Genomic DNA, 20,536 nt, shown 5'->3' on the forward strand with positions numbered 1-20,536 from the left:
AAAAGGCGCTATATGCGCCTTTTATTTTATGGATTTATTTCTTTTGGTCATTGTTACCAAACAGTGGTCCCATTCCGCCACCGCCGCCGCCAAATTGCTTTTGCATATTGCCTAATGAACGCATCATTTTGCTCATACCAGATGGATTCGCAAATTTCTTCATCATTTTAGCCATTTGCGCTTGTTGCTTAATGAGTTTGTTCACTTCAGCAACATCCATACCACAACCTGCCGCAATACGTTTTTTACGACTTGGGCTCATCAGGTCTGGATTACGGCGCTCTTTAACAGTCATTGACTGGATAATCGCTTCCATCTTCTTGACTTGTTTTTCAGGGTTCGCTTGCTCAATCGCTTGCTGAATTCCTGCACCGCTCATGCCAGGCAACTTGTCTAAGAAGCCCATCATGCCGCCCATTTTTTTCATTTGCTCAAATTGCATCAGCATATCTTCAAAGTTGAAGCTACCGCCTTTTTGCAATTTTTTCGCCATTTTTTCGGCTTTTTCTTTGTCGATTTTACGTTCAACTTCTTCGACTAAAGAAAGTACGTCACCCATGCCTAAAATACGTTGAGCAACACGGTCTGGATGGAATGGTTCTAAAGCGTCAAGCTTCTCACCCATACCCAAGAACTTGATTGGCTTACCAGTAATAGCACGCACAGAAAGTGCAGCACCACCACGTGCATCACCATCAGTTTTAGTAAGAATCACACCGGTAAGTGCTAAAGCATCATTAAATGCTTTTGCTGTATTTGCAGCATCCTGACCTGTCATGGCATCAACCACAAACAAAGTTTCAGTCGGCTTAACTGCTGCATGCAATTCTTTAATTTCATCCATCATGTCTGCATCGACATGTAGACGGCCTGCCGTATCGACAATCAACACATCAGCAAACTGGATTTTTGCCTGTTCAATTGCACGATTAACAATATCAATTGGCTTTTCAGAAGGATCTGAAGGAATAAAGCCTGCACCAACTTCATTTGAAACAGTTTCTAACTGTTTAATCGCTGCCGGACGGTAAACGTCGGCAGAAACAGTCATTACTTTTTTCTTTTGACGTTCTTTTAAGAAACGTGCCAACTTGGCAGCAGTTGTGGTTTTACCTGCACCTTGTAAACCAGCAAGTAATACTACAACAGGAGGTTTCGCACTTAAATCAAGTGTTTCATTCGCCTCACCCATCATCTTGGTGAGTTCGTCATAGACAATTTTTACAAATGCCTGGCCTGGTGATAACTGAGTCATCACTTCTTGGCCCAATGCCTCTTCCTTAACTTTCGCGATAAATTCACGAGTTACAGGTAACGCGACATCGGCTTCAAGAAGTGCCATACGTACTTCACGTAAGGTATCTTTAATATTGTCTTCGGTCAGCTGCCCTGAGCCAGTAACATTTCTTAAACTCTGTGTGAGTCGTTCTGTTAAGGTATCAAACATTGCAAAATCCGCTTAAAATGGCTAGTTGCAAAAAAATCTTTCTCGAAATAGAAAATTTATGCATAGAATGCTATAGGATACTTTAGTTCGCAGCGAATTTATATCTTATATAGATGAATTAATCCTGAAAAAGGTTTGACATGATTAGCCTCCCCTTGGTTTATACAATTTTGGCACTCATCGCATATACCACTTCTTTCTGGTATCTGTTTATTCGTTTAATGTCAAAACGTGAACCAAACTCATGGTTATTTGCTTTTGTTACTATCCTGGCATTAGTACTACACAGCACTGTTTTATGCGATGCCATGCTTACACCAGCAGGAATTAACTACGATGTATTTAACCTGATGTCTTTTACATCGGGGCTTATGTTATTGTTAAGCTTAATTTTTAGTACTTTCCGCCCTATTCTGCCGTTAAACTTGTTAGGCATTCCTGTCGCAGCTATTGGTCTTATTTTAGGATTTGCCTTTAGTCGACCAGATCAATTTATTGAACAGCATTCGTTAGGACTTGATACTCATATCATTCTTTCGCTTTCTGCCTATGCAGTTTTACTGATGGCAACCATACATGCGATCTTGATGTGGTTCCAAAATCGTGAACTCAAAAAGAAACAAAAAAAACGTTTCTGGGTCAACTTACTCCCGCCGATTCAGGCAATGGAATCTTTATTATTTGATCTGATCATTACAGGTTTTATTTTATTAACGATTGCGCTTACATTTGGTTTTTTAACAATTGATAGCTTCTTTGCTCAGCATCTCGCTCATAAAACCGTATTTAGTATTATTTCTTGGTTTATCTATGGCTCATTACTGATCGGCCATTACAAACTTGGCTGGAGAGGCCAAAAAGCAATTCGTTTTACCTTAATGGGTTTTGTACTTTTAGCGATCGGATTTATCGGTAGTAAATTTGTGCTTGAGATGATCTTAGGGCGCTAGGAAAATTAAAATTTAATCGATACTAGACAGCGTTATGCATATCCCGTATAACGCTGTTTTTCGTTTTACTCAGGTGACACAGACTGTGAAACTCATACTCGCTCCAATGGAAGGTTTAACTGACCCGATCATGCGGGATACACTCACATCTGTTGGTGATTTCGACTGGTGTGTGACCGAGTTTATTCGCGTTACAGACAGTATTTTGCCAGACCACATCTATTATAGTTTTTGTCCTGAACTAAAAAATGATGGTAAAACAGCAGCAGGTACGCCTGTTCATGTTCAGTTCCTAGGTAATAACCCAGATATGCTGGCAGCAAATGCAGCAAAAGTTGTTGAATTGGGTGCACCTGCAATCGACCTTAATTTCGGTTGCCCTGCAAAAACCGTTAATCGACATCGTGGTGGTTCAGTACTTCTCGATGAACCAGACGTGGTACATCTGCTGATTAAAGCAGTAAGAGATGCGGTACCTGAACATATTCCTGTTTCAGCAAAAATGCGTTTAGGTTATCTTGATGAAAACCATACGATGGAAAATGCCCACGCTGTTGAAGATGCAGGTGCCAGCTGGTTAACTGTACACGCTCGAACTAAAGCAGATGGCTATACACCACCAGCTTATTGGGAAAAAATTCTACCCATTAAAGAAGCTTTAAAAATTAATGTCATTGCTAACGGTGAAATCTGGACCAATGCTGATGCTAGAGCTTGTCAGCAACAGTCTGGTTGTGAAGACTTAATGATTGGCCGTGGTGCGGTAACGACTCCAGATTTAACCCAATGCATTCGCCAAAATATGGATGAAGCATTATTTAATTGGGAACAACTCGTTGACTTACAAATTCGCTTTTTAAACGGTCAAGCAAAAACAGAAATTGGAATGGTGGGTCGTTATAAGCAGTGGTTAGGCATGATGACCAAAGCCTATCCTCAAGCGAAAGAATTATGGGACCAAGTGAAACGTATTAAAGCTTTAGATGAAATTGTTCAACAATTAGAACACACCAGATCAGATACTATTTAACTCGGCATAGCCTTTAAAAAAAGAGGGCGATTATTTTCATAGTCGCCCTCTCGTATTTCAGGTTAAGCTATTATTCTTTTTTAAAAGCCGCTTACTTTCATTTTAAAGTCAGTTACAGAAACGCCAGTGACACCAAAACTCCCCATAGAACCATTAGGTAAATTATTAAACGTTGTTGTATTTTGAGTACCCATATTTCCTAAAGTGACATTATTAAGTGAAGCATCAAATTTACTAGATGCACCTGTATTACCAAAAGTTAATCCAGTTGGATCAACTCCTGCATAAAAACCATCTAATACAAAACCAGTTGAGGTATTTGTTCCTGCAAACTTAAACCCAAATGTAGCACCTGTATTATCGGACACTAAAGTAATTGGACAACCCGTAGCAGCAGAACAAATAGATTGAATTGCTCCACCAAATTTAACCATAACGGACTGGGCAGCATGACCCAGTTGAATGTTTAAACGGGGTTTATTGGTTTGTACAAAGTTAATATCTAGATTTCCAGTAGAACGAATGATTTCTTTTACACCTGCATTTACTGTCATTCCCGAACTAAAAATTGATTTTGGTGCATAACTTGTTAATGCATAATCGGATGGGTTAGATAAAGATGTACTTGGGGCTAAATAAACTGAAAAAGGTAGAAGTCGAATTCCGTTTACATCATTCCCCATAGATATAGCTAAATTTAAAAAAGGATTTCCCCCCCCAGCATCGGTATCCATTGCAATATTAAAAGAAGGATTACCCGATACAGCGGCTTTAATAAACTCTATACCAGGAACTGGATTAGTAGAGTTTCCAGCAATGACAAAACCAGCCTTACTGTTATAAGAAGTTGAAGCAATACCGTTAGTATCAATGAGTGCGACTTGGTTAAATTTAACTTTATCGGCCTGAATTCCTAAAGTTAAGCCATTTTGGCCCGTCGCTGCTGCAAGGCTTTGATCATCCAAAGGTTGCATTGCAAATACACTTGAACTACTGGCAAGTAGCAGCCAGAACCCTATATTTTTATTCTTCATGTCGCTCTAATCCTTAAGAGACAAACGCTTATTATTTGTTCAGACTATCAGAATAATATTCAAGTACAAAGCAATTATCTCTATAACCCGACGAATGCAAATCCAATCACACTAAAATAAAATTTATATAAAAAAGTGACGATAATCGTCACTTTTATTTATTAGTTAAAGGCCCCATTTCTAGGCACAATACTAAAGCTACTATTTAAACGTCCACCAGTAATTGCAAGCTCACCTAAACGTGCTCCAGCTCCTGTTGAAGGTGGATAGAAATTAATATCTTTAACACGTAATGCGCCGTCAATGCTCTTATCAGGGTTGAAATAAACCGCTGTATTTACCCCAACTTTACCTAAACCACTTGTTGTATCTTTACCCACAACCAAAGCGGTATTAAACGCTAGCTTTCCTGTAATACTGTCAAAACCAATTGCAGAACCATCAATCGGATCACTAATTTGAACCGTATTTCCAGTTGCTGTCGCAGGCACTGTGAAATCGCCTAGTACAGTTAAAGCACTACCATCTGCAATTGAACTATTTGGCACAATTGATAAGTTAAGATCGCCACCTAAACGGAGTTTTAGACCAAATAAGACATCATTATTTTTGGCAAAATTATCTATAGGTGAAGTACATGAACCCGTCGCTGGACAAGTTTTATATTTAGCCCCTGGTAAATAACCAGCTGCAATTTCTGTTGATAAAGCAAGTAGCATCTCTTTTAAACTAATATTAAGACTGCCATTTTCTAAACCAATACTTCCATTGCCTTTGAGGAACATATCGATATTACGTAAGCCCATGTAATAATCAGTAGGACTACCACCATTATTAGCATTTGGAGAACCATCAATTAATAAAATTGAAGTTGTTTTAGTTCCAGTCGCATCACGTCCCGTAGTTCCAGCAGCAATACCAAAACCTAAACGCGAAGTCGTTCCAGATGTAGCCACAACATTTCGAATAGGCTTACCATTTGCATCTTTGGTATAGTAATAAGCACTATTTGCTGGTGCATCTAAACCATATACAGCAGCGTTAGCATTTAAATTATAAAAAGGTAATGCTAAGCCCCACTGGTTATTTGCACCATTGTCTGCAAACTGATTGGCAGCAGCAACATTTGCACTTGTCGTAAAACGACCGCGTCTTGAAAATGCTTGAAACTCTGCTCCACGCATCGCAAGAATTAAGCTAAACGGATTAGTGACCGTATCACGGTGAATGTTATGTTGATAATCAGCAGTTGTTGTTAAAGTACCCGACCCTAAACGAATTGCATTTAAAGTCGCGTTGTTTGGCATTAATAACGTTTTTGTATCAGCAAGATTTAAATAAATATTTCCGCTATCAAAATAACCACGCGTAGCTGAGTTAAGGCCTGTTAAATTACCAAATTCGAAACCATAAGCATTCAGACCTGCTCCACCAATTTCTAAAGTGGTTGCTTTGCCATCTGAGCCTAGCATTGAGTCATTATCTTTAGTGAATTCACCTTTCATACGAAAGGCAATTCCAGAATTACCTAAAATACTATTACTTGAGCCCGTACCCGCAGCGGTATTTGCTGTACCTAATATTGTTGTATCTGACGTACCATCCATACCACGGACTTGTAAATAACTATTTACCATACGTCCGCTAGCACCTAAACGAATCAAGCCTTTCGCATTTTGGGGACTATTGGTTGCATCTAAAGCATAAGGGTTAGTTTTATCGACATTAGAACTTAACATGACCTCAATATTCAGGCCTGAATTAGTTACTTTTCCACTACTGTCTACATATGTGCCTGCTGTTAGACCAGAAGCTGAATCTGCTACACGATTAAAATCAACATAGCCATAGGTACTATTTGGGGTTTGTCCTACACCAGCGACATTAGTTCCAGTATTTGTCTGTAAAACCACGCCACGAATTGGGTCAATCAGCATGGCTCCTTTACCGACAAAATTAAAGTTAAAATTTCTTAAAATTAACTGATTTAGCTGACTACGAGCATCTAATTGCCCTAAATAAATATTGGCATTATTAATACCAAGCGTCATGCTTGACTGACTATTTGCATTAAATAGACCATCTTGGGTTGTAAGTGCCAAATTTAGAGGAGAAGTCGTTTGAATAGCCAGCTGGCCCATTGTTGGTGAACAAGTAGCAGAGGTATTACATACTTTAAAACTATTTACAGTTATAAGTGATGGACTGCTTTGCATAGAAAAGTCGAGTCCAGTTTTACCCGTAGTTGGGTTACTCCCTACATCTAAACGGTAATTTGTACTTAAAGGCTGACTAGATGCATTACTTTTTTGAACTTTTATCCCGCTCGCTTGAGCTCTTAAGACCTGATCTGCACTACTAGGTGTACCTGCATGGTCATCCCAGTAAGCATTATCAATATTGATTTCATTAAACGTCGTTTGAATCGAAATCCCATCTTGCCCATTAACAGCACTCAAGTCAGCATCAGTTAAAGCTTCTAAAGCAAAAACATGTCCGCTCACTAACAACATGCTGGTTGTTAATGCGTTTAAAATAAACTTTGCGCTGTGATTTTCTTTATTTTTTTTCATCACTTCAGTTCCTTTGAAATCTACATTAACCCTTAACAACGAGGATGGCTGCCATCACAGCTAAACACCATGACTTTTCCTTGGATAGCCAAATTCCCATTCATCATCAAGCCCATAAAACCAGTTTCACGTCCATGGTCATACGCCGATGGTGTTGCAGTAGCAACTTGCTGGTTTGCATTATTAGCAGTGGCCGCATAAGTTGGCTTTTTGAAATATGCATAATCATACATATTTCCGCTCGACCCTTGCGCTGTTGTTGAGCTGGTAAAGTTATCTTGCTCAATTGATAAAGCATTAAAACCAAAGTTACGAATTAAAATTGGCTGTGCCGCACTAAAACTAAGCTGAATAGCAGGCTTAATCATTTCAGTATTATTTTTATCCAAATACTTTAAATCAGCGCCATCCAAACCCATTTTTTGAATATTTAAAGTACCTTGTACACCTTTAAATACAAGCCAAAGTTTATTACCACTATCACTATTTTCGGCCCAACCACTTGGTTTGGTCGCATCTGCTTGTACAAAACGCTTATTAATTGCCAAGCCAATATGGCAAAACTCTACGTTTTCACAGACACCACCACTACCATTGTCAAATACGCCGCTAGCAGTCTGGTTTAAATTAAGCATTAAAGATAAATCAGCACCAGCCTGACCATTTATCGCCTGTAATGCTTCATTGTCTAAAGTTTGTAGCTCTGCATGAGTAACCGTTGCACAAAGGGCGAGGATTAAAGTACTTATTTTTTTCATAGCATTCTCCTCCTCTTATAGACCTTTAGTTGTCAGTTTCAAGTGCTGGATTAAAACACCGTCAATGACAGCAGACCCCATGTTATTACTAATCGAAGAACTAATTTGTGAACTGGATAATTTATATGTATTCAAGTCAGCATTAGGCGTGGTTGTAGACCAACGTCCATTGTTATAAAGTGCATCAGGTAAAGGCGTACCATTTGGTACAACATATTGTGTACCATTACCCGCATCTGTGGTGGTATAACCTGTATTATTTACTGTCGGGTTATAATAAGAAGTACTATCAATATTAGCCCAATTCGCTCCTTGAGAATCAAATTTTAATCCTGAACCCGCATTTCCAGTCCAGCCTGTTGCTGTACGATATTGCCAAGTATCATAACAAGTAAAAATTAAACTACATGTATAACTACCCGCTCGACGTTCTTGATTTTGTAGTTGATAAAAGTTTTTAGTTTGTGTGGTAGCGGCAACTGTACCTGTTGGCAATTTTCCAAATGAAATGCCGACTGCATCTTGAGTACTATTCCCTTTAAATGCCTCTAAGGTATTATTCGCCGCATTATAAACAGTTGATCCTATTGAAATACTACTATGCGTTGCGCTAGAACCCTGATAACTTTTACCACCCAATGTTAAATTAGTGCCACATTGATAAATATTACAAGTAGAACCGAGATAACTACTATCAGTTCCAGTATAGTCAGTATAGATTTTCTTATAAATTTCAGGTTTATTCGGAATACGAGCTAGTTCTAAACTAAAGTTTTTACCATCCGAGCTTAAAACCAATGGTTGATATAAAGAGCCCAACACAAGGTTAATATTCGGGTTATAGAGGTATAAACCTTCATTCGCATCAAAAGTTGGGGCAATTCCCCCATTAATTGCAGGGGTTACCAAATTACCCTGCCCAGTACCAGATTCACGTGTGCTTAAACGTAACACATTACTCGTTGCATTGTCAGTTGGTGCAGTCCATGAACCAGTTGATGTAACAGTCGTAGTCTGGCTCCGAATACGATATAACCAGTCTGAACTTGGCGAGTTATTACTTGGTGCCCCAGTATATTGGGTGCTATAGCGATTTACCCATGGTCCAACTGCTGATGTAGGAGTATTTGAAGTAATCGTTGCTCTTAAATTAGAGGCATCCCCACTATTTAAACGTACTACTCCAGCAAAGCCTAAAGTATTATTGTAGAAGGGGCTCATTCCTCCTGCAGATGTCGCTCCACCTAGTGTCTGGAAAAGCTGTAAACGACTGCCGTTTAAACTAAAGTTATTCCACACTCCTTGTAAACGAAGACGGTTTGCACGGCTTGCATCTGTACTTGTGCCGATCAAACCATTTGCATCACCATAATTAAATTGATCTGACGCACCATTTATTTTATTGGGATTTCGGACAAAAATATCTGTCCATAAGCCTAGTTTTAGCTTATAAGCGTCAATACCTGCAGAATCCTTCGTTCCGACTTCATATAAAGGGGCTTCTAAAGCTAAGTAAGTTACCTGACATGTTGGATCAGTCGCACCTGTACAATTATTAGCACTAAAATTCGGCACTGAGTTTTCAGTCGCAACTTTGAAAATCCAAGGGTTAACAGCAGTACCCCAGCTTGAGATTGCAGCAGCTGCATCAGTAGAAGCAAGGCGAGTATTTATATCATTATCAGATTTAGAAAGTGCCAAGCCATAAAGAAAAATATCAGCTTTACCTACTGCACGGTCGCCAGAATCAATCGAACCATTTTTATTAGTATCAGCCGCTGTCATACTTAACGGACCAACAGGTACGTAATTGATATAACCTGTATCTTTAGTACGATCAGTTAAAATCTGATTTGAGGTTTCATTAGCACCTGCGCCACGAAATACCATATAAGTATTCTGTGGCAAGATAGCAATACCTTCACCTGTAGTTTCACTTAAACCTGCATCAGAAAGTTCTTCAAGCGCGAAACTAGATTGGCTGATACAAAGCCCGATTAAACTTGCTAAAACGGTTTTTTGAAACCTTACCGTATAATTAAGTGTAGTCATCTTGACCTTCCTGTTTTATACGATGCCGTGCACCATATTTATTTTTCTTTAACAATCCTTGAGGTCAGGTGAATTTCTCCTTTTCACCTTATACAAAGAGACAAATCTAAAAGATATTGCCAACTTTTCCACATTTCCATTATGTGCAATATTTGCACAAATGCAAAAAAAAAGGCATAAAAATCTAAATTTCCGATGAATGAAATAGTTTAAACTTTTAGCAAAATTTTACATTTGCTCCATGACAGTTAGGTGCGAAACTTTGATTTTTTAAAACCAAATTGCTTAATGACATCTGTACTGGAGTTGCACCTGCTAAATTTAAGTTGCCAATATTAATCGTGCTACCACCAATACAACTTAAAAGACCTACAGCACCGCAGTCTACTTTTGTATCGCCTCTTGTACCCGTACTTAATTTCTCACTTACAAGTGCTAAAGTCTCTTCAATTGTTTTATTTGCAATACTTACAGAATCGACCGGAGTAATATCTCCAATATCAATTGGATTTGAAAGTTCTAACCACCAGCCTCGCTGCGCTATCGATTTAGAACCAGGCCAACGTATATCATTTCCCTGAAGCGATAATGAAACAGGGGAACCATTTAAGTTAGCCTTATGAAAGAACCCCAAATCTTCTGAAATATCAACATTTACAGTTAAATTATTAATAGAACCTGTAACAGATTTATCTAAATTTAAAATTCCTGCCGCCATAGCCTTAATATTACCTGATACATTAATACCACTTACCGTTGCTGTGGCTTTTAATGGCGCTACAGAAATACGTTTACCAGTAATTGTTTGCTGAGGTAGAACTAAAGTACCAGTCAATTTATCAGTTGAGTTGCCAGCTGCATCTGTCGTTAAATTCAATGTATAGTCATATGTCTTAAAAGGTACACAAGCTAGATATCCACAAGCTTCACCAGAGATTTGAGTATTATTCACATCAGCTGGTCTCAAACCACTTACAGGATTTACTTTAACTGTACCTCCAGCTTGAGCAACCTCCATATAACCACTTAAAGAATTAATACCACTTTTAGTTGGTCCATTTTCAGTACCAAAAGTTAATAAACCTTCGATAGCCTCTGCACTTACTCGCATCCCAGTTACTTCGCGTAACGAAGTACTATTAGGATTTTTAATTGCAAACTCAATAAATGGATTAGTTATTTTTGCAGATGAACTAGCGCGGCCATCATTTGTATCAGAAATACCACTCAAACTTAAGTTATCAATATCAATATCACATGCTCCAGTACCATTAACACCGCCACACCCTAATTGAAGCTTGCGTATATTAGTATTAATTTCGACATCAGCATCTAAACCTAATTTATAAAAACCCACATTGCTATTACTATCACGCAATTTTTCTAAGTTTGCAGAGTCCGTAGGCGCAATATAAGACATACTCATCAAGGCTTGGCCCCGAGTTGCTGATAGTTCCGAATCTGACATAGGGACTAGTGTAGAAGCAGCGTAAGCTGAAGAAAAACATAAGCTTCCGAGTGTCAAAAGTGCTACTCGAAGAGACGTAAACTGTCGCATGGCCGACCTCCGTATCCGTGGGGGCATAATCCTGTTTAATTTCTTTTTATTTGGCCTATCTACATTTGATAATGTATTTAACTAAACATTATCAAAGAGAGCCTATATCAATCATATTTGCTTTTAAATTCTGTGATGCAGAACAAAAAAACAAATCAATTATTGATCATTTTATATCATTTTCTACAAAAGGAAACTGTCGTTTATCATAATTCCGATAAACGCTTCTCACAAAAATTTTATTTATAAAATTGGGCCACCTAAGTGACCCATTATTTTTTAAAATCTTTTCATCGAGGAAACATTAAGTTTTAGGAAGTGTAACACCTGTTTGACCTTGGTATTTACCACCACGGTCTTTATAAGAGGTTTCACATACTTCATCACTTTCAAAGAATAGCATTTGTGCTACGCCTTCCCCTGCATAAATACGTGCAGGTAAATTTGTTGTATTTGAAAATTCTAAAGTAACGTGACCTTCCCATTCAGGTTCTAATGGAGTCACATTTACAATAATACCGCAACGAGCGTAGGTCGATTTACCTAAGCACACTGTTAACACATTGCGAGGAATACGGAAATATTCAATTGTACGCGCTAGGGCAAATGAGTTTGGCGGAATAATACAAACATCAGACTCAATATCGATAAAACTTTTGTCATCAAAATTCTTTGGATCGACAATTGCAGAATGTACGTTTGTAAAAACTTTGAATTCACGGGCACAGCGTACATCATAACCATAGCTAGAGACCCCGTAGGAAATCAACTTTTCACCATTTTCATCAAAACGGACTTGATTCTCTGCATAAGGTTCAATCATGCCGTGTTTTTCGCTCATCTCGCGAATCCAACGATCAGACTTAATGGCCATGTATTTTCTATCCAAAAGGTAAATTCATTGATTTCGACGTACTTTAACTTAAAAAACCAATTATGAAAACAACACAGAGCTACTCAAATAAATAAGAATAGCTCAGCTGCACATTTAGAGGTTCAATAAAGCAGAATAACTAATTGGAATTGAAAAGCTGACCAATACAAGTGAAGCTGTTTTTTGTAAGTTAGTTTGATTTAACCAACCTACTTTTTTAGAAGCTAAAACCGATCCCAAGAAAATCCAGAACAATGCAATTGGGGTAATAAGCGCTAAATAAGCCATCATATGAATTAAATAAATATGAAAATTACTCCATGCAGCTACCGGAAAAATTGCTGAGGCAAAGAGTAAGGCTTTTGGGTTTAATAAAGTGGCGCAGAATAACTCACGAGCACGAATCGTTGGCTGATTTAATTCAACTTCTTGATTTGCCGTATGCCATAACTTGATGGCTAAGAAAATAATATAGCAAGCGCTCAATAGCTTTAGAATAGGCGGCAGCATTGGTAGTGTGCTAGACACTTTTCCAATCAGCATTCCCCATGCAGAAATAGAGATGACATAACCCAAAACTTCTGCTGGAATAAGTTTTACTGACTTCCTTAAACCCACTTGTACCCCTGAAGAAGCGAGTAGTGTATTGGTTGGGCCTGGAGTAAGTAAAATTGTGGCTACTAAGCCAATAAAAAGCCATGAAATCATTGAATGACCTCACAATATAGTCATCTCAGATTAATAGATATCCTGTCACAAGGCAAAAGGTAATTGTAAGACAAAGTATTTCAAATTATTTTCAAAATTAAAATAAAGTATATAAAAACAAATATTTATAAAATTATTTCAAAAATTAGAGAAGAAAACTTTACGGTCAGTTGTGATGCTTTTCAAATAGATTACGCATTAAGTAACATAAGTATTTTTATTTTAAGTCTATTTTTCCATCAAAAGTCTTTATAATAAAAAATATATAGTAATGGTAAGTTTAAATTTTAAGCTTTTAATAAGTTTCAATTCATATATTGTTTCTGATTTTTTATATAGAGCATCGCGCTTTACTACCCTTAATGATTATGGCAAAGCATTTTTTTCAATCTTGGCTTCCCTCCCCCGAGAAAGTTTCAAATATGAAATTTCTAAGGATTTTTGGTAAAAAGACCCTTAATCCTGTGCTTTGGTATGTCAATCGAAAATCAATTACCCGAGCTGTTTTTGTCGGAACTTTTTTTGGTTTACTGCCTATTCCTTTTCACAGCATATTTATTGTGATGGCTGTATTACTATTCGAAGTAAATTTACCAATTAGCTTGATGCTCGCTTGGTTAAGTAACCCGCTTACATTAGTTCCTATTCTATATATCGGTTTTTGGTTCGGTGCTCACATTTTTCATGTGCATATGATTAACAAAGAAATGTTACTGGGTGTATTGCATCAGATTTCTCGTTGGATTACTCATTTCGGCCATGGCCACATTGATTTTAGTCTCGCGAAAATCTTGATGACAGGTCTAGTCGTGGAAGCTTTTGTATTTGCCGTTATTTTATATATATGCACAGAAATTTTCTGGCGCTGGATGGTCGTTAAAAACTGGAAAAGTAGACATCGTCAAAAGAAGCAAGAAGAGGTTTTATAAAATTTTCACTCTTCTTGCATAAGTTTAAATCATTATTTTGGCAGTTTTGATTTCATATATTCTTCGGCCACATTAAGTACATACTCTTGGCAAGCCTCTCCTGTACCAGGGTCATAAGCTCCATTATTGGTAATATTATTAGATAAGATTCGAATGCCGAGGAAAGGAACATTAAACTGGCTTGCGATTTGTGCAACAGATGCTGCTTCCATTTCTTCAACAGAAGTACCATAACGTTGATGGAAAAATTGAATACGATCTAGCTCATTATTCCAGACATCTGCTGAACCAATCGTTCCTTCAACCACATCACCTTTATCATAACGGACTTTATGTGCTGCCATTAACAACTCTTGGTCACCTTCAAATTTGCGTATTGCAATCGGTTCTGGATTTGATTCTTGAGTTGGCAAAACATCAAAAGCCTCAACCCATGTGAGTGAGTCTGAACCACCGCCCACTGGCTGTTTAGGTGTTCTAAATGCACCAATATTGGTTGTATATTTTCCTAAAACAATATCGTAAACGTGCAAATCAGGATCATGTCCACCTGAAGTTCCCTGATTAATGATCGCAATTGGTTTATAACGCTCAATCGCTAGAGCAGTTGCTGCAGCAGAGTTACTCATACCCATGCGAGTTTTAGAAATAATCATTGGATAACCGTTATAGGTACCCTTCCAGAATTTCCACCCACCAATTTCTTCAATAGTCTTATTCTCTAATTTTGAAGCCATTTTTTCCGATTCTACTGGCAAAGCACCCTGAATAATGATCGGCTGTAACTTCTGTTTTTGTTCCTGAACTGTTGGGGTTTGTGAAGCAGATGAGTTGTCATCGTTACATCCAACAAAAAATAAAGCGCTACATAAACTGATTACGCCCAAACTATACTTAAATTGCATTTTTTAACCTTTCTTTTTAAAAAGTGTAAGGTAGCAATCTACATGCCAATTTCAAGTTCAGCTTTGTTATTAGGATTCAGTAATTTAATTTTTTATTTTAATCAGATGATAAAAAAACCCGACTTAAAGCCGGGTTTTAATAAATTAGAAAATACGCTTATCATCACGTGTGCGTTGAGGGATTTTTTCAATCTGCTGCCAGACTGCTTTAGCAATCTCAATATAACTATCAGCCGCATCATCCATTGCCACAACGCTCGGTTTACCCTGATCAGCATGTTCACGTATTTGAGCATTTAGAGGCAAACGGCCTAGCAATGGAATATGGTATTGCTCGGAAAGCTTATCACCACCACCGATACCAAAAATTTGCTCTTCATGACCACAGTTTGAGCAAATATGAGTCGACATGTTTTCGACAACACCTAATACGGGAATACCCACTTTATTAAATAACTCAATTCCTTTGGTGGCATCAAGCAAGGCAACATTTTGTGGAGTAGTCACAATGATGGAGCCTGTAACCGGAATACGCTGTGCAAGCGTAAGCTGAATATCACCAGTACCTGGTGGCATATCAATCATGAGTACATCTAAATCAGGCCAAAGTGTTTGATTAAACAATTGCATTAGAGCGCCTGTTGCCTTTGGTCCACGCCATGCAACAGGTGTGTTGTTATCACCTGTTAAATGACCAATAGAAAGTACAGCCATACCGTAAGCATCTAACGGTACAAAATTTTCACTTTCAATAAGTGGAGTTTTGCCAGCGTTTCCTAGCATTGTGGGAATACTTGGACCATAGATGTCAGCATCTAATACCCCAACCTTAAGACCCATTTTTTGCAAGGCAAGCGCCAAATTGACGGTAGTTGTCGATTTACCAACGCCACCCTTTCCAGATGAAACTAAAATAACATTCTTAATGCGAGGGTGAAGTGGAACATCTCTTTGTTGCGGAGCGGCTTTTTGAATCGGTGGATTATTTGGATCTGCTTCTGATTTAGGTGAGGCATCAAGCACAGGAGGTAAATTTGAACTTTCTTGTGTAGGGCGCTTTTGTTGAACCACGTGTAAATTAAGTTCTTCAATACCGCACTTTTCTAATGCACCAGCTAAATCATCATGGATTTGCTGCAAATGCTCTTTTTCATCAGGAAATGTATTAATCGTAAGTTGTAATACACGACCTTGAACTTGAAGCTGACTAATGCGCTCCTTTAAAGCATCTTTTGAATGGGGTAGTAAATAGTTTTGGAGTACGGTTTGGATTTCATCTTCTTTCACCTCTTGTGCGGGTGAAAAAACGGACTTTAATGAAGAAAGCCAAGACATATTGTTTACTCCAAAAACAGATCATTACAGCTTAATGGAGATAGTGTAACAGTATTGCTCCGCACTCGCTCACCTTGGGATGAATAATTACTAACTTCACATCTCATCTTTTAGGTAAGGAGTGCAGATTTTAGTTTAAATCAGCTTATTCAGCAGAATCATGGTTCTTTAATTTATTGAGTTTATCGGTCGCAGTTTTCTTCAACTCATCAAGTTTTGCGGTTGCTTGCGTTTTCAACTCATCCAATTTTGTAGCAGCCTCTTCCTTTAATTCCGCAGCTTTGGCTTTAGCATCGTCAAGTTTATGAGCTGCTTCTGTACGCAAGTGATCAAACTTATCTTGTAGACTATGCTGAGCATCCTCAAGTTTACCTTTTAAATCAGTTGCTTTTTCTTCAAGAGCCTCTTTACCAGAAGCTTGTTTCTCTTTTACATTTTCCTTTAAATCGTCCAAAGCTTTTTCGCCTTGTACTTTCGCATCAGCTGCTTTTGCTTTTAATTGGTCTACCTTATCTTCAACTGCTTCTTTACCAGCAGCTTGCTTCTCTTTTACATTTTCCTTTAAATCGTCCAAAGTTTTTTCACCTTGTACTTTTGCATCAGCCGCTTTTGCCTTTAATTCATCTAATTTATTTTCTGTAGTCATCGTTGTTATCCTCATAGTTAATTAAAAAATTACCTGAATAAGTTACTAGTTATACATCGTTATGGCTTATTTTCTGACCGTAACTGCAATTTGAAACAAAGACAATACAGGAAGATTCAAATATTTTTCGATTTGTTTATCTGTTCTAAAGAGAAACCACCTCTAGCCAAAATCCATTTTAATAGAAATCTCTTATGCCAAGCCGGAGATTATTAATCTTTGCTTATCTCCGTGCATCAGTTAAAATCTTCCACCTTATAAATACGAATGAGAGAATGAAATCCGTGCGTAAAATTTTAGTCACTAATGCCCTCCCTTATGCTAATGGTCCAATTCATATGGGTCATCTACTCGGTTACATCCAGGCAGATATCTGGGTTCGTGCCATGCGAGCAATGGGTCATGATGTGACTTATGTATGTGCGGATGATGCTCACGGTACAGCAATTATGCTACGTGCCGAAGCAAATGGTATTAGCCCAGAAGAGCAAATTGCGAATGTTCAAAAAGAACACATCCGTGATTTTGACGGTTTTGGCGTACATTTCGATCATTACGATTCAACGCATAGCGATGCAAACAAAGCACGTTCAACAGATATCTATATTAAAAACCGTGAAGCTGGAAATATTGCAGTTCGTCCTGTAACTCAATTATTTGACCCAGAAAAAGGGATGTTCTTGTCTGACCGTTTCATTAAGGGTACATGCCCAAAATGTAAGTCAGAAGATCAATACGGCGACTCATGTGAAGTGTGTGGTACAACTTATAATGCGACCGAGTTACTTAACCCGCGTTCGACTTTAAGTGGTGCAACACCAGTTGAAAAATCATCAGATCACTACTTCTTCAAACTTCCTAACTTCGCTGAATATTTGCAGAAATGGACGCGTGATGAAGGACGTTTACCTCTTTCAATTGCGAACAAGTTAGATGAATGGTTTGAAGCTGGCTTAGCAGACTGGGATATTTCTCGTGATGCACCATATTTTGGCTTTGAAATTCCAGACGCGCCAAATAAATATTTCTACGTATGGGTAGATGCCCCAATTGGTTATATGTCTAGTTTTGAAAACTATATCAAAACTAAACGCCCAGATTTAAACTTTGATGATTTCTGGAAAAAAGACAGCCAAAACGATGTTTATCATTTTATTGGGAAAGACATCGTTTATTTCCATGCTTTATTCTGGCCTGCAATGCTTGAAGGTGCGAACTATCGCACTCCAACTGGTCTTTTTGTAAATGGTTTCTTAACTGTAAATGGACAAAAAATGTCTAAGTCTCGCGGTACTTTCATTAAGGCCGAGACGTATTTACAGCATTTAAACCCAGAATATTTACGCTACTACTTTGCGTCTAAACTTTCAGATAAAGTTGAAGACTCTGACTTAAATCTTGATGACTTTGTTCAAAAAGTAAATTCAGACTTAGTCGGTAAAGTCGTTAATATTGCTAGCCGTTGTGCGAAATTCATCAACAGCAGCTTTAACAATACGTTATCTACTCAATGTGCAGAAACTGATTTAGTACAAAGTTTTATTGATGCTGGCGGTTCAATCGCTGCTGCATATGAAGCACGTGAATTCTCTACGGCGATCCGTGAAATCATGGCGCTAGCTGACCGTGCAAACCAATATATTGATGAGAAAAAGCCTTGGGCACTTGCTAAACAAGAAGGTCAAGAGCAACAAGTTCTTGACGTCTGCTCTGTGGGTATCAACTTATTCCGTCAACTCGCAGTGTACTTAGCTCCAGTTCTACCAACTTTAGCTCAACAAGTTCAAGATTTCTTAAAACTTGAAAGCTTCGATTTCGAGTCACGCAAACAAATTCTTGTAAGCCATGAGATTGCGCAGTTCCAACCGCTTATGCAGCGTGTTGATCCAAAAGCTGTTGCAGCTATGGTTGATGCATCTAAAGAGTCTTTAGGTGCTCCTGCTCCAGAAGCAGCAAAAGCGGCAACGAAAAAAGACAAAGCAGCTGAGAAAAAAGCAGCCCCTACTCCAGCAGTTGGTGAAGCTGAAATTATCGGTATTGAAGATTTCTTAAAAGTTGACTTACGTGTTGCTCAGGTCGTTGAAGCAGGTACAGTTGAAGGTTCAGATAAACTACTACAACTTACTTTAGACGTTGGTGAAGCTGAACCACGCAATGTATTCAGTGGCATTCGTAGCCAATACGCACCAGAAGACCTAAAAGGTAAATTGGTTGTTATGGTTGCTAACCTTGCACCACGAAAAATGCGTTTTGGTATTTCAAACGGTATGGTACTTGCTGCCGGAAATGGTGAAGGTATTTTCATTATTTCTCCAGACAGCGGTGCGAAACCTGGCGATAAAGTTTCTTAATCTGCTTTCAAAAAAAGCTCCCTAAATTGGGAGCTTTTTTATTTTTAAGGGCTTTGAATAGGTTTAAACGGGGCTTACTAAATTAGGACCACGGCCACCCTTCGCAAGGGTTATTAAATAAAACGTGTATATTTCCCAACTCTTCATTTGTTAAATAGCCATTCTTATTTTCATCTAAATAATGAAATAGCTCTGTCTGCTTGTTTTCACCTTGAAAACGCTTATCACTCGGCCAGTTATAAGGATAAAAGTCTTCAACCCGTTGAAATTCTTTTTGGCTATACATGCCATCATGATTTAAATCATATTTTTCCTGAAAAAGCTCCCAATCTAAAGAAGCAGGCTCACATGCACTTACCATATTCAAAATAAAGTAAGTTGCACATCCAGCAAGTAACTTAATAGTTAGATTGCTCATGATTATTCACTTGTATATCGGAAATTTTATAGTCCTTTTCGTGAACTGGAGAACCAGCAATACTCATCGCCCGTTCATTTGAAGGTTGTTGCTTACTCATCGTTCTCATCTCACATCCTGTAGTTAAGATGAGAAAAACTACAGAAATGCTCACCATTAGTTTTTTCATAACGTGATCCTCATTTCTTTTTGTTTTATTTATTAAGTTACCACTTTTAAAGTATTTAAGTGCTAAAAAAGATATTTCAATTTGTATGTATTTTGCGCAAAAATAAAGCCAGACTATAAATAGCTGACTTTGGATTTTTTAGATATTTTAATTAAAGACTTATCATTTGAAGAAAATTAACTTTAAGCCTAATACACTCACAATACTTCCAGCAACTCGATCCACCCCTGTTTTTGCTTTTAAGTACATTTTTCGAGGCTTCTCTGAAGATAACAGCATCGCAACACATGAATACCAACCAGCATCAATCATAAAACAAATCACTGGTAATGCGACATAGTAATAATTTGGAATTTCTTTTGGCAACAAAGCAGTAAATACACTGGCTAACACAACTGCGATTTTTGGATTACTTAACTGGGTAATTAAGCCATATCGATATGCCTGTTTATAGGTCATTTTCGATTTGCCATCGTTTTCCATCGCAATTGGTTCTTTAGAATGTTTAATAATTTTAAAGGCCAGCCAAAGTAAATATAGACCACCACCAATTTTTAAAATTAGATAAGCAGAAGGCACCGCCAATAAAACTGCTTGCAATCCCATAACTGCTAATAGACCAAAAAGTGCTGCACCTGTCCCCGTCCCTAAAGCGGTAAACAACCCATGTTTACGTGATTTAGAAATTGAATTTTGTGCAACATAAATAAAGCTTGGCCCAGGACTTATTGCTCCAAGCATCAATGCCATCGCAATTGAAAAAAGAGGAATAAGGGACTCAAACATTGTATTGACCTAG

The 20,536-nt window shown here is 38.0% G+C and carries 18 protein-coding genes; 4 read left to right on the plus strand and 14 right to left on the minus strand.

The genetic code is table 11. The features are described from left to right. Positions 1-34: 34 nt before the first annotated feature. Positions 35-1,447, minus strand: a complete 1,413-nt coding sequence (ffh, locus tag JGE69_RS15610; protein ID WP_199114094.1) for a signal recognition particle protein — start codon at positions 1,445-1,447, stop codon at positions 35-37. Between the two features lie 140 nt (positions 1,448-1,587). Between ffh and JGE69_RS15615 the strand changes: the two genes are divergently transcribed. Together JGE69_RS15615 and JGE69_RS15620 are read left to right on the plus strand one after the other, a co-directional pair. Continuing rightward, positions 1,588-2,397: an inner membrane protein YpjD gene (locus tag JGE69_RS15615; protein ID WP_068556772.1), complete on the plus strand. Its 810-nt coding sequence runs from the start codon at positions 1,588-1,590 to the stop codon at positions 2,395-2,397. An 85-nt stretch (positions 2,398-2,482) separates the two neighbouring features. After that, complete coding sequence (locus JGE69_RS15620) at positions 2,483-3,427, plus strand: tRNA dihydrouridine synthase (RefSeq protein ID WP_068550862.1); 945 nt, start codon at positions 2,483-2,485, stop codon at positions 3,425-3,427. Between the two features lie 80 nt (positions 3,428-3,507). Here JGE69_RS15620 and JGE69_RS15625 read toward each other — a convergent pair whose 3' ends face one another. From JGE69_RS15625 to JGE69_RS15655, 7 genes are all read right to left on the minus strand, one after another. Further along, positions 3,508-4,461 carry a DUF6160 family protein gene (locus tag JGE69_RS15625; protein ID WP_199114095.1) on the minus strand — a complete coding sequence of 318 codons (954 nt, stop codon included), beginning with the start codon at positions 4,459-4,461 and terminating at the stop codon, positions 3,508-3,510. 161 nt (positions 4,462-4,622) lie between these two features. Further along, positions 4,623-7,034, minus strand: a complete 2,412-nt coding sequence (locus tag JGE69_RS15630) for a DUF6160 family protein (protein ID WP_199114096.1) — start codon at positions 7,032-7,034, stop codon at positions 4,623-4,625. Between the two features lie 32 nt (positions 7,035-7,066). Then, entirely contained in the window at positions 7,067-7,792 is a 726-nt protein-coding gene (locus tag JGE69_RS15635; protein ID WP_069124188.1) for a DUF6160 family protein, read from the minus strand. A gap of 15 nt (positions 7,793-7,807) precedes the next feature. Further along, a complete protein-coding gene (locus tag JGE69_RS15640) occupies positions 7,808-9,844 on the minus strand; it encodes a hypothetical protein (RefSeq protein WP_199114097.1) in 2,037 nt (678 codons plus the stop codon). Positions 9,845-10,061: 217 nt separating this feature from the next. Further along, positions 10,062-11,402 (minus strand): hypothetical protein, encoded by a 1,341-nt coding sequence (locus JGE69_RS15645; protein ID WP_060466141.1) that lies wholly within the window; start codon positions 11,400-11,402, stop codon positions 10,062-10,064. 304 nt (positions 11,403-11,706) lie between these two features. Beyond that, positions 11,707-12,276, minus strand: a complete 570-nt coding sequence (gene dcd, locus JGE69_RS15650) for a dCTP deaminase (RefSeq protein ID WP_003653416.1) — start codon at positions 12,274-12,276, stop codon at positions 11,707-11,709. A gap of 114 nt (positions 12,277-12,390) precedes the next feature. Continuing rightward, positions 12,391-12,984 (minus strand): LysE family translocator, encoded by a 594-nt coding sequence (locus JGE69_RS15655; RefSeq protein WP_005071033.1) that lies wholly within the window; start codon positions 12,982-12,984, stop codon positions 12,391-12,393. A 362-nt stretch (positions 12,985-13,346) separates the two neighbouring features. Between JGE69_RS15655 and JGE69_RS15660 the strand changes: the two genes are divergently transcribed. Continuing rightward, the gene (locus JGE69_RS15660; RefSeq protein WP_063098197.1) at positions 13,347-13,913 is read left to right on the plus strand and encodes a DUF2062 domain-containing protein; all 567 of its coding nucleotides are present in this window, start codon (positions 13,347-13,349) and stop codon (positions 13,911-13,913) included. Between the two features lie 32 nt (positions 13,914-13,945). Here JGE69_RS15660 and JGE69_RS15665 read toward each other — a convergent pair whose 3' ends face one another. The 3 genes from JGE69_RS15665 to JGE69_RS15675 form a co-directional block, all read right to left on the minus strand. Continuing rightward, positions 13,946-14,818: a 5'-methylthioadenosine/S-adenosylhomocysteine nucleosidase gene (locus tag JGE69_RS15665; protein WP_069124185.1), complete on the minus strand. Its 873-nt coding sequence runs from the start codon at positions 14,816-14,818 to the stop codon at positions 13,946-13,948. Between the two features lie 144 nt (positions 14,819-14,962). Continuing rightward, positions 14,963-16,153, minus strand: a complete 1,191-nt coding sequence (apbC, locus tag JGE69_RS15670) for an iron-sulfur cluster carrier protein ApbC (protein ID WP_039756274.1) — start codon at positions 16,151-16,153, stop codon at positions 14,963-14,965. 145 nt (positions 16,154-16,298) lie between these two features. Beyond that, positions 16,299-16,799: a hypothetical protein gene (locus JGE69_RS15675; RefSeq protein WP_199114098.1), complete on the minus strand. Its 501-nt coding sequence runs from the start codon at positions 16,797-16,799 to the stop codon at positions 16,299-16,301. Positions 16,800-17,083: 284 nt separating this feature from the next. Here JGE69_RS15675 and metG point away from each other — a divergent pair, with 284 nt between their 5' ends. Then, complete coding sequence (metG, locus tag JGE69_RS15680; protein ID WP_199114139.1) at positions 17,084-19,150, plus strand: methionine--tRNA ligase; 2,067 nt, start codon at positions 17,084-17,086, stop codon at positions 19,148-19,150. An 82-nt stretch (positions 19,151-19,232) separates the two neighbouring features. On the opposite strand, the gene JGE69_RS15685 is transcribed toward metG, so the two are convergent. The 3 genes from JGE69_RS15685 to JGE69_RS15695 all read right to left on the minus strand — a co-directional run bounded on the left by JGE69_RS15685 (position 19,233) and on the right by JGE69_RS15695 (position 20,523). After that, positions 19,233-19,568: a calcium-binding protein gene (locus tag JGE69_RS15685; RefSeq protein WP_199114099.1), complete on the minus strand. Its 336-nt coding sequence runs from the start codon at positions 19,566-19,568 to the stop codon at positions 19,233-19,235. Further along, entirely contained in the window at positions 19,549-19,737 is a 189-nt protein-coding gene (locus JGE69_RS15690; protein ID WP_199114100.1) for an NF038215 family lipoprotein, read from the minus strand. Before JGE69_RS15690 ends, JGE69_RS15685 begins: the two co-directional genes overlap by 20 nt. Before the next feature lie 162 nt (positions 19,738-19,899). After that, positions 19,900-20,523, minus strand: a complete 624-nt coding sequence (locus JGE69_RS15695; protein WP_199114101.1) for a LysE family translocator — start codon at positions 20,521-20,523, stop codon at positions 19,900-19,902. Between the last annotated feature and the right edge of the window lie 13 nt (positions 20,524-20,536).

This window comes from Acinetobacter sp. C13 (genome assembly GCF_016809775.1).
Lineage (GTDB): Bacteria > Pseudomonadota > Gammaproteobacteria > Pseudomonadales > Moraxellaceae > Acinetobacter > Acinetobacter pittii.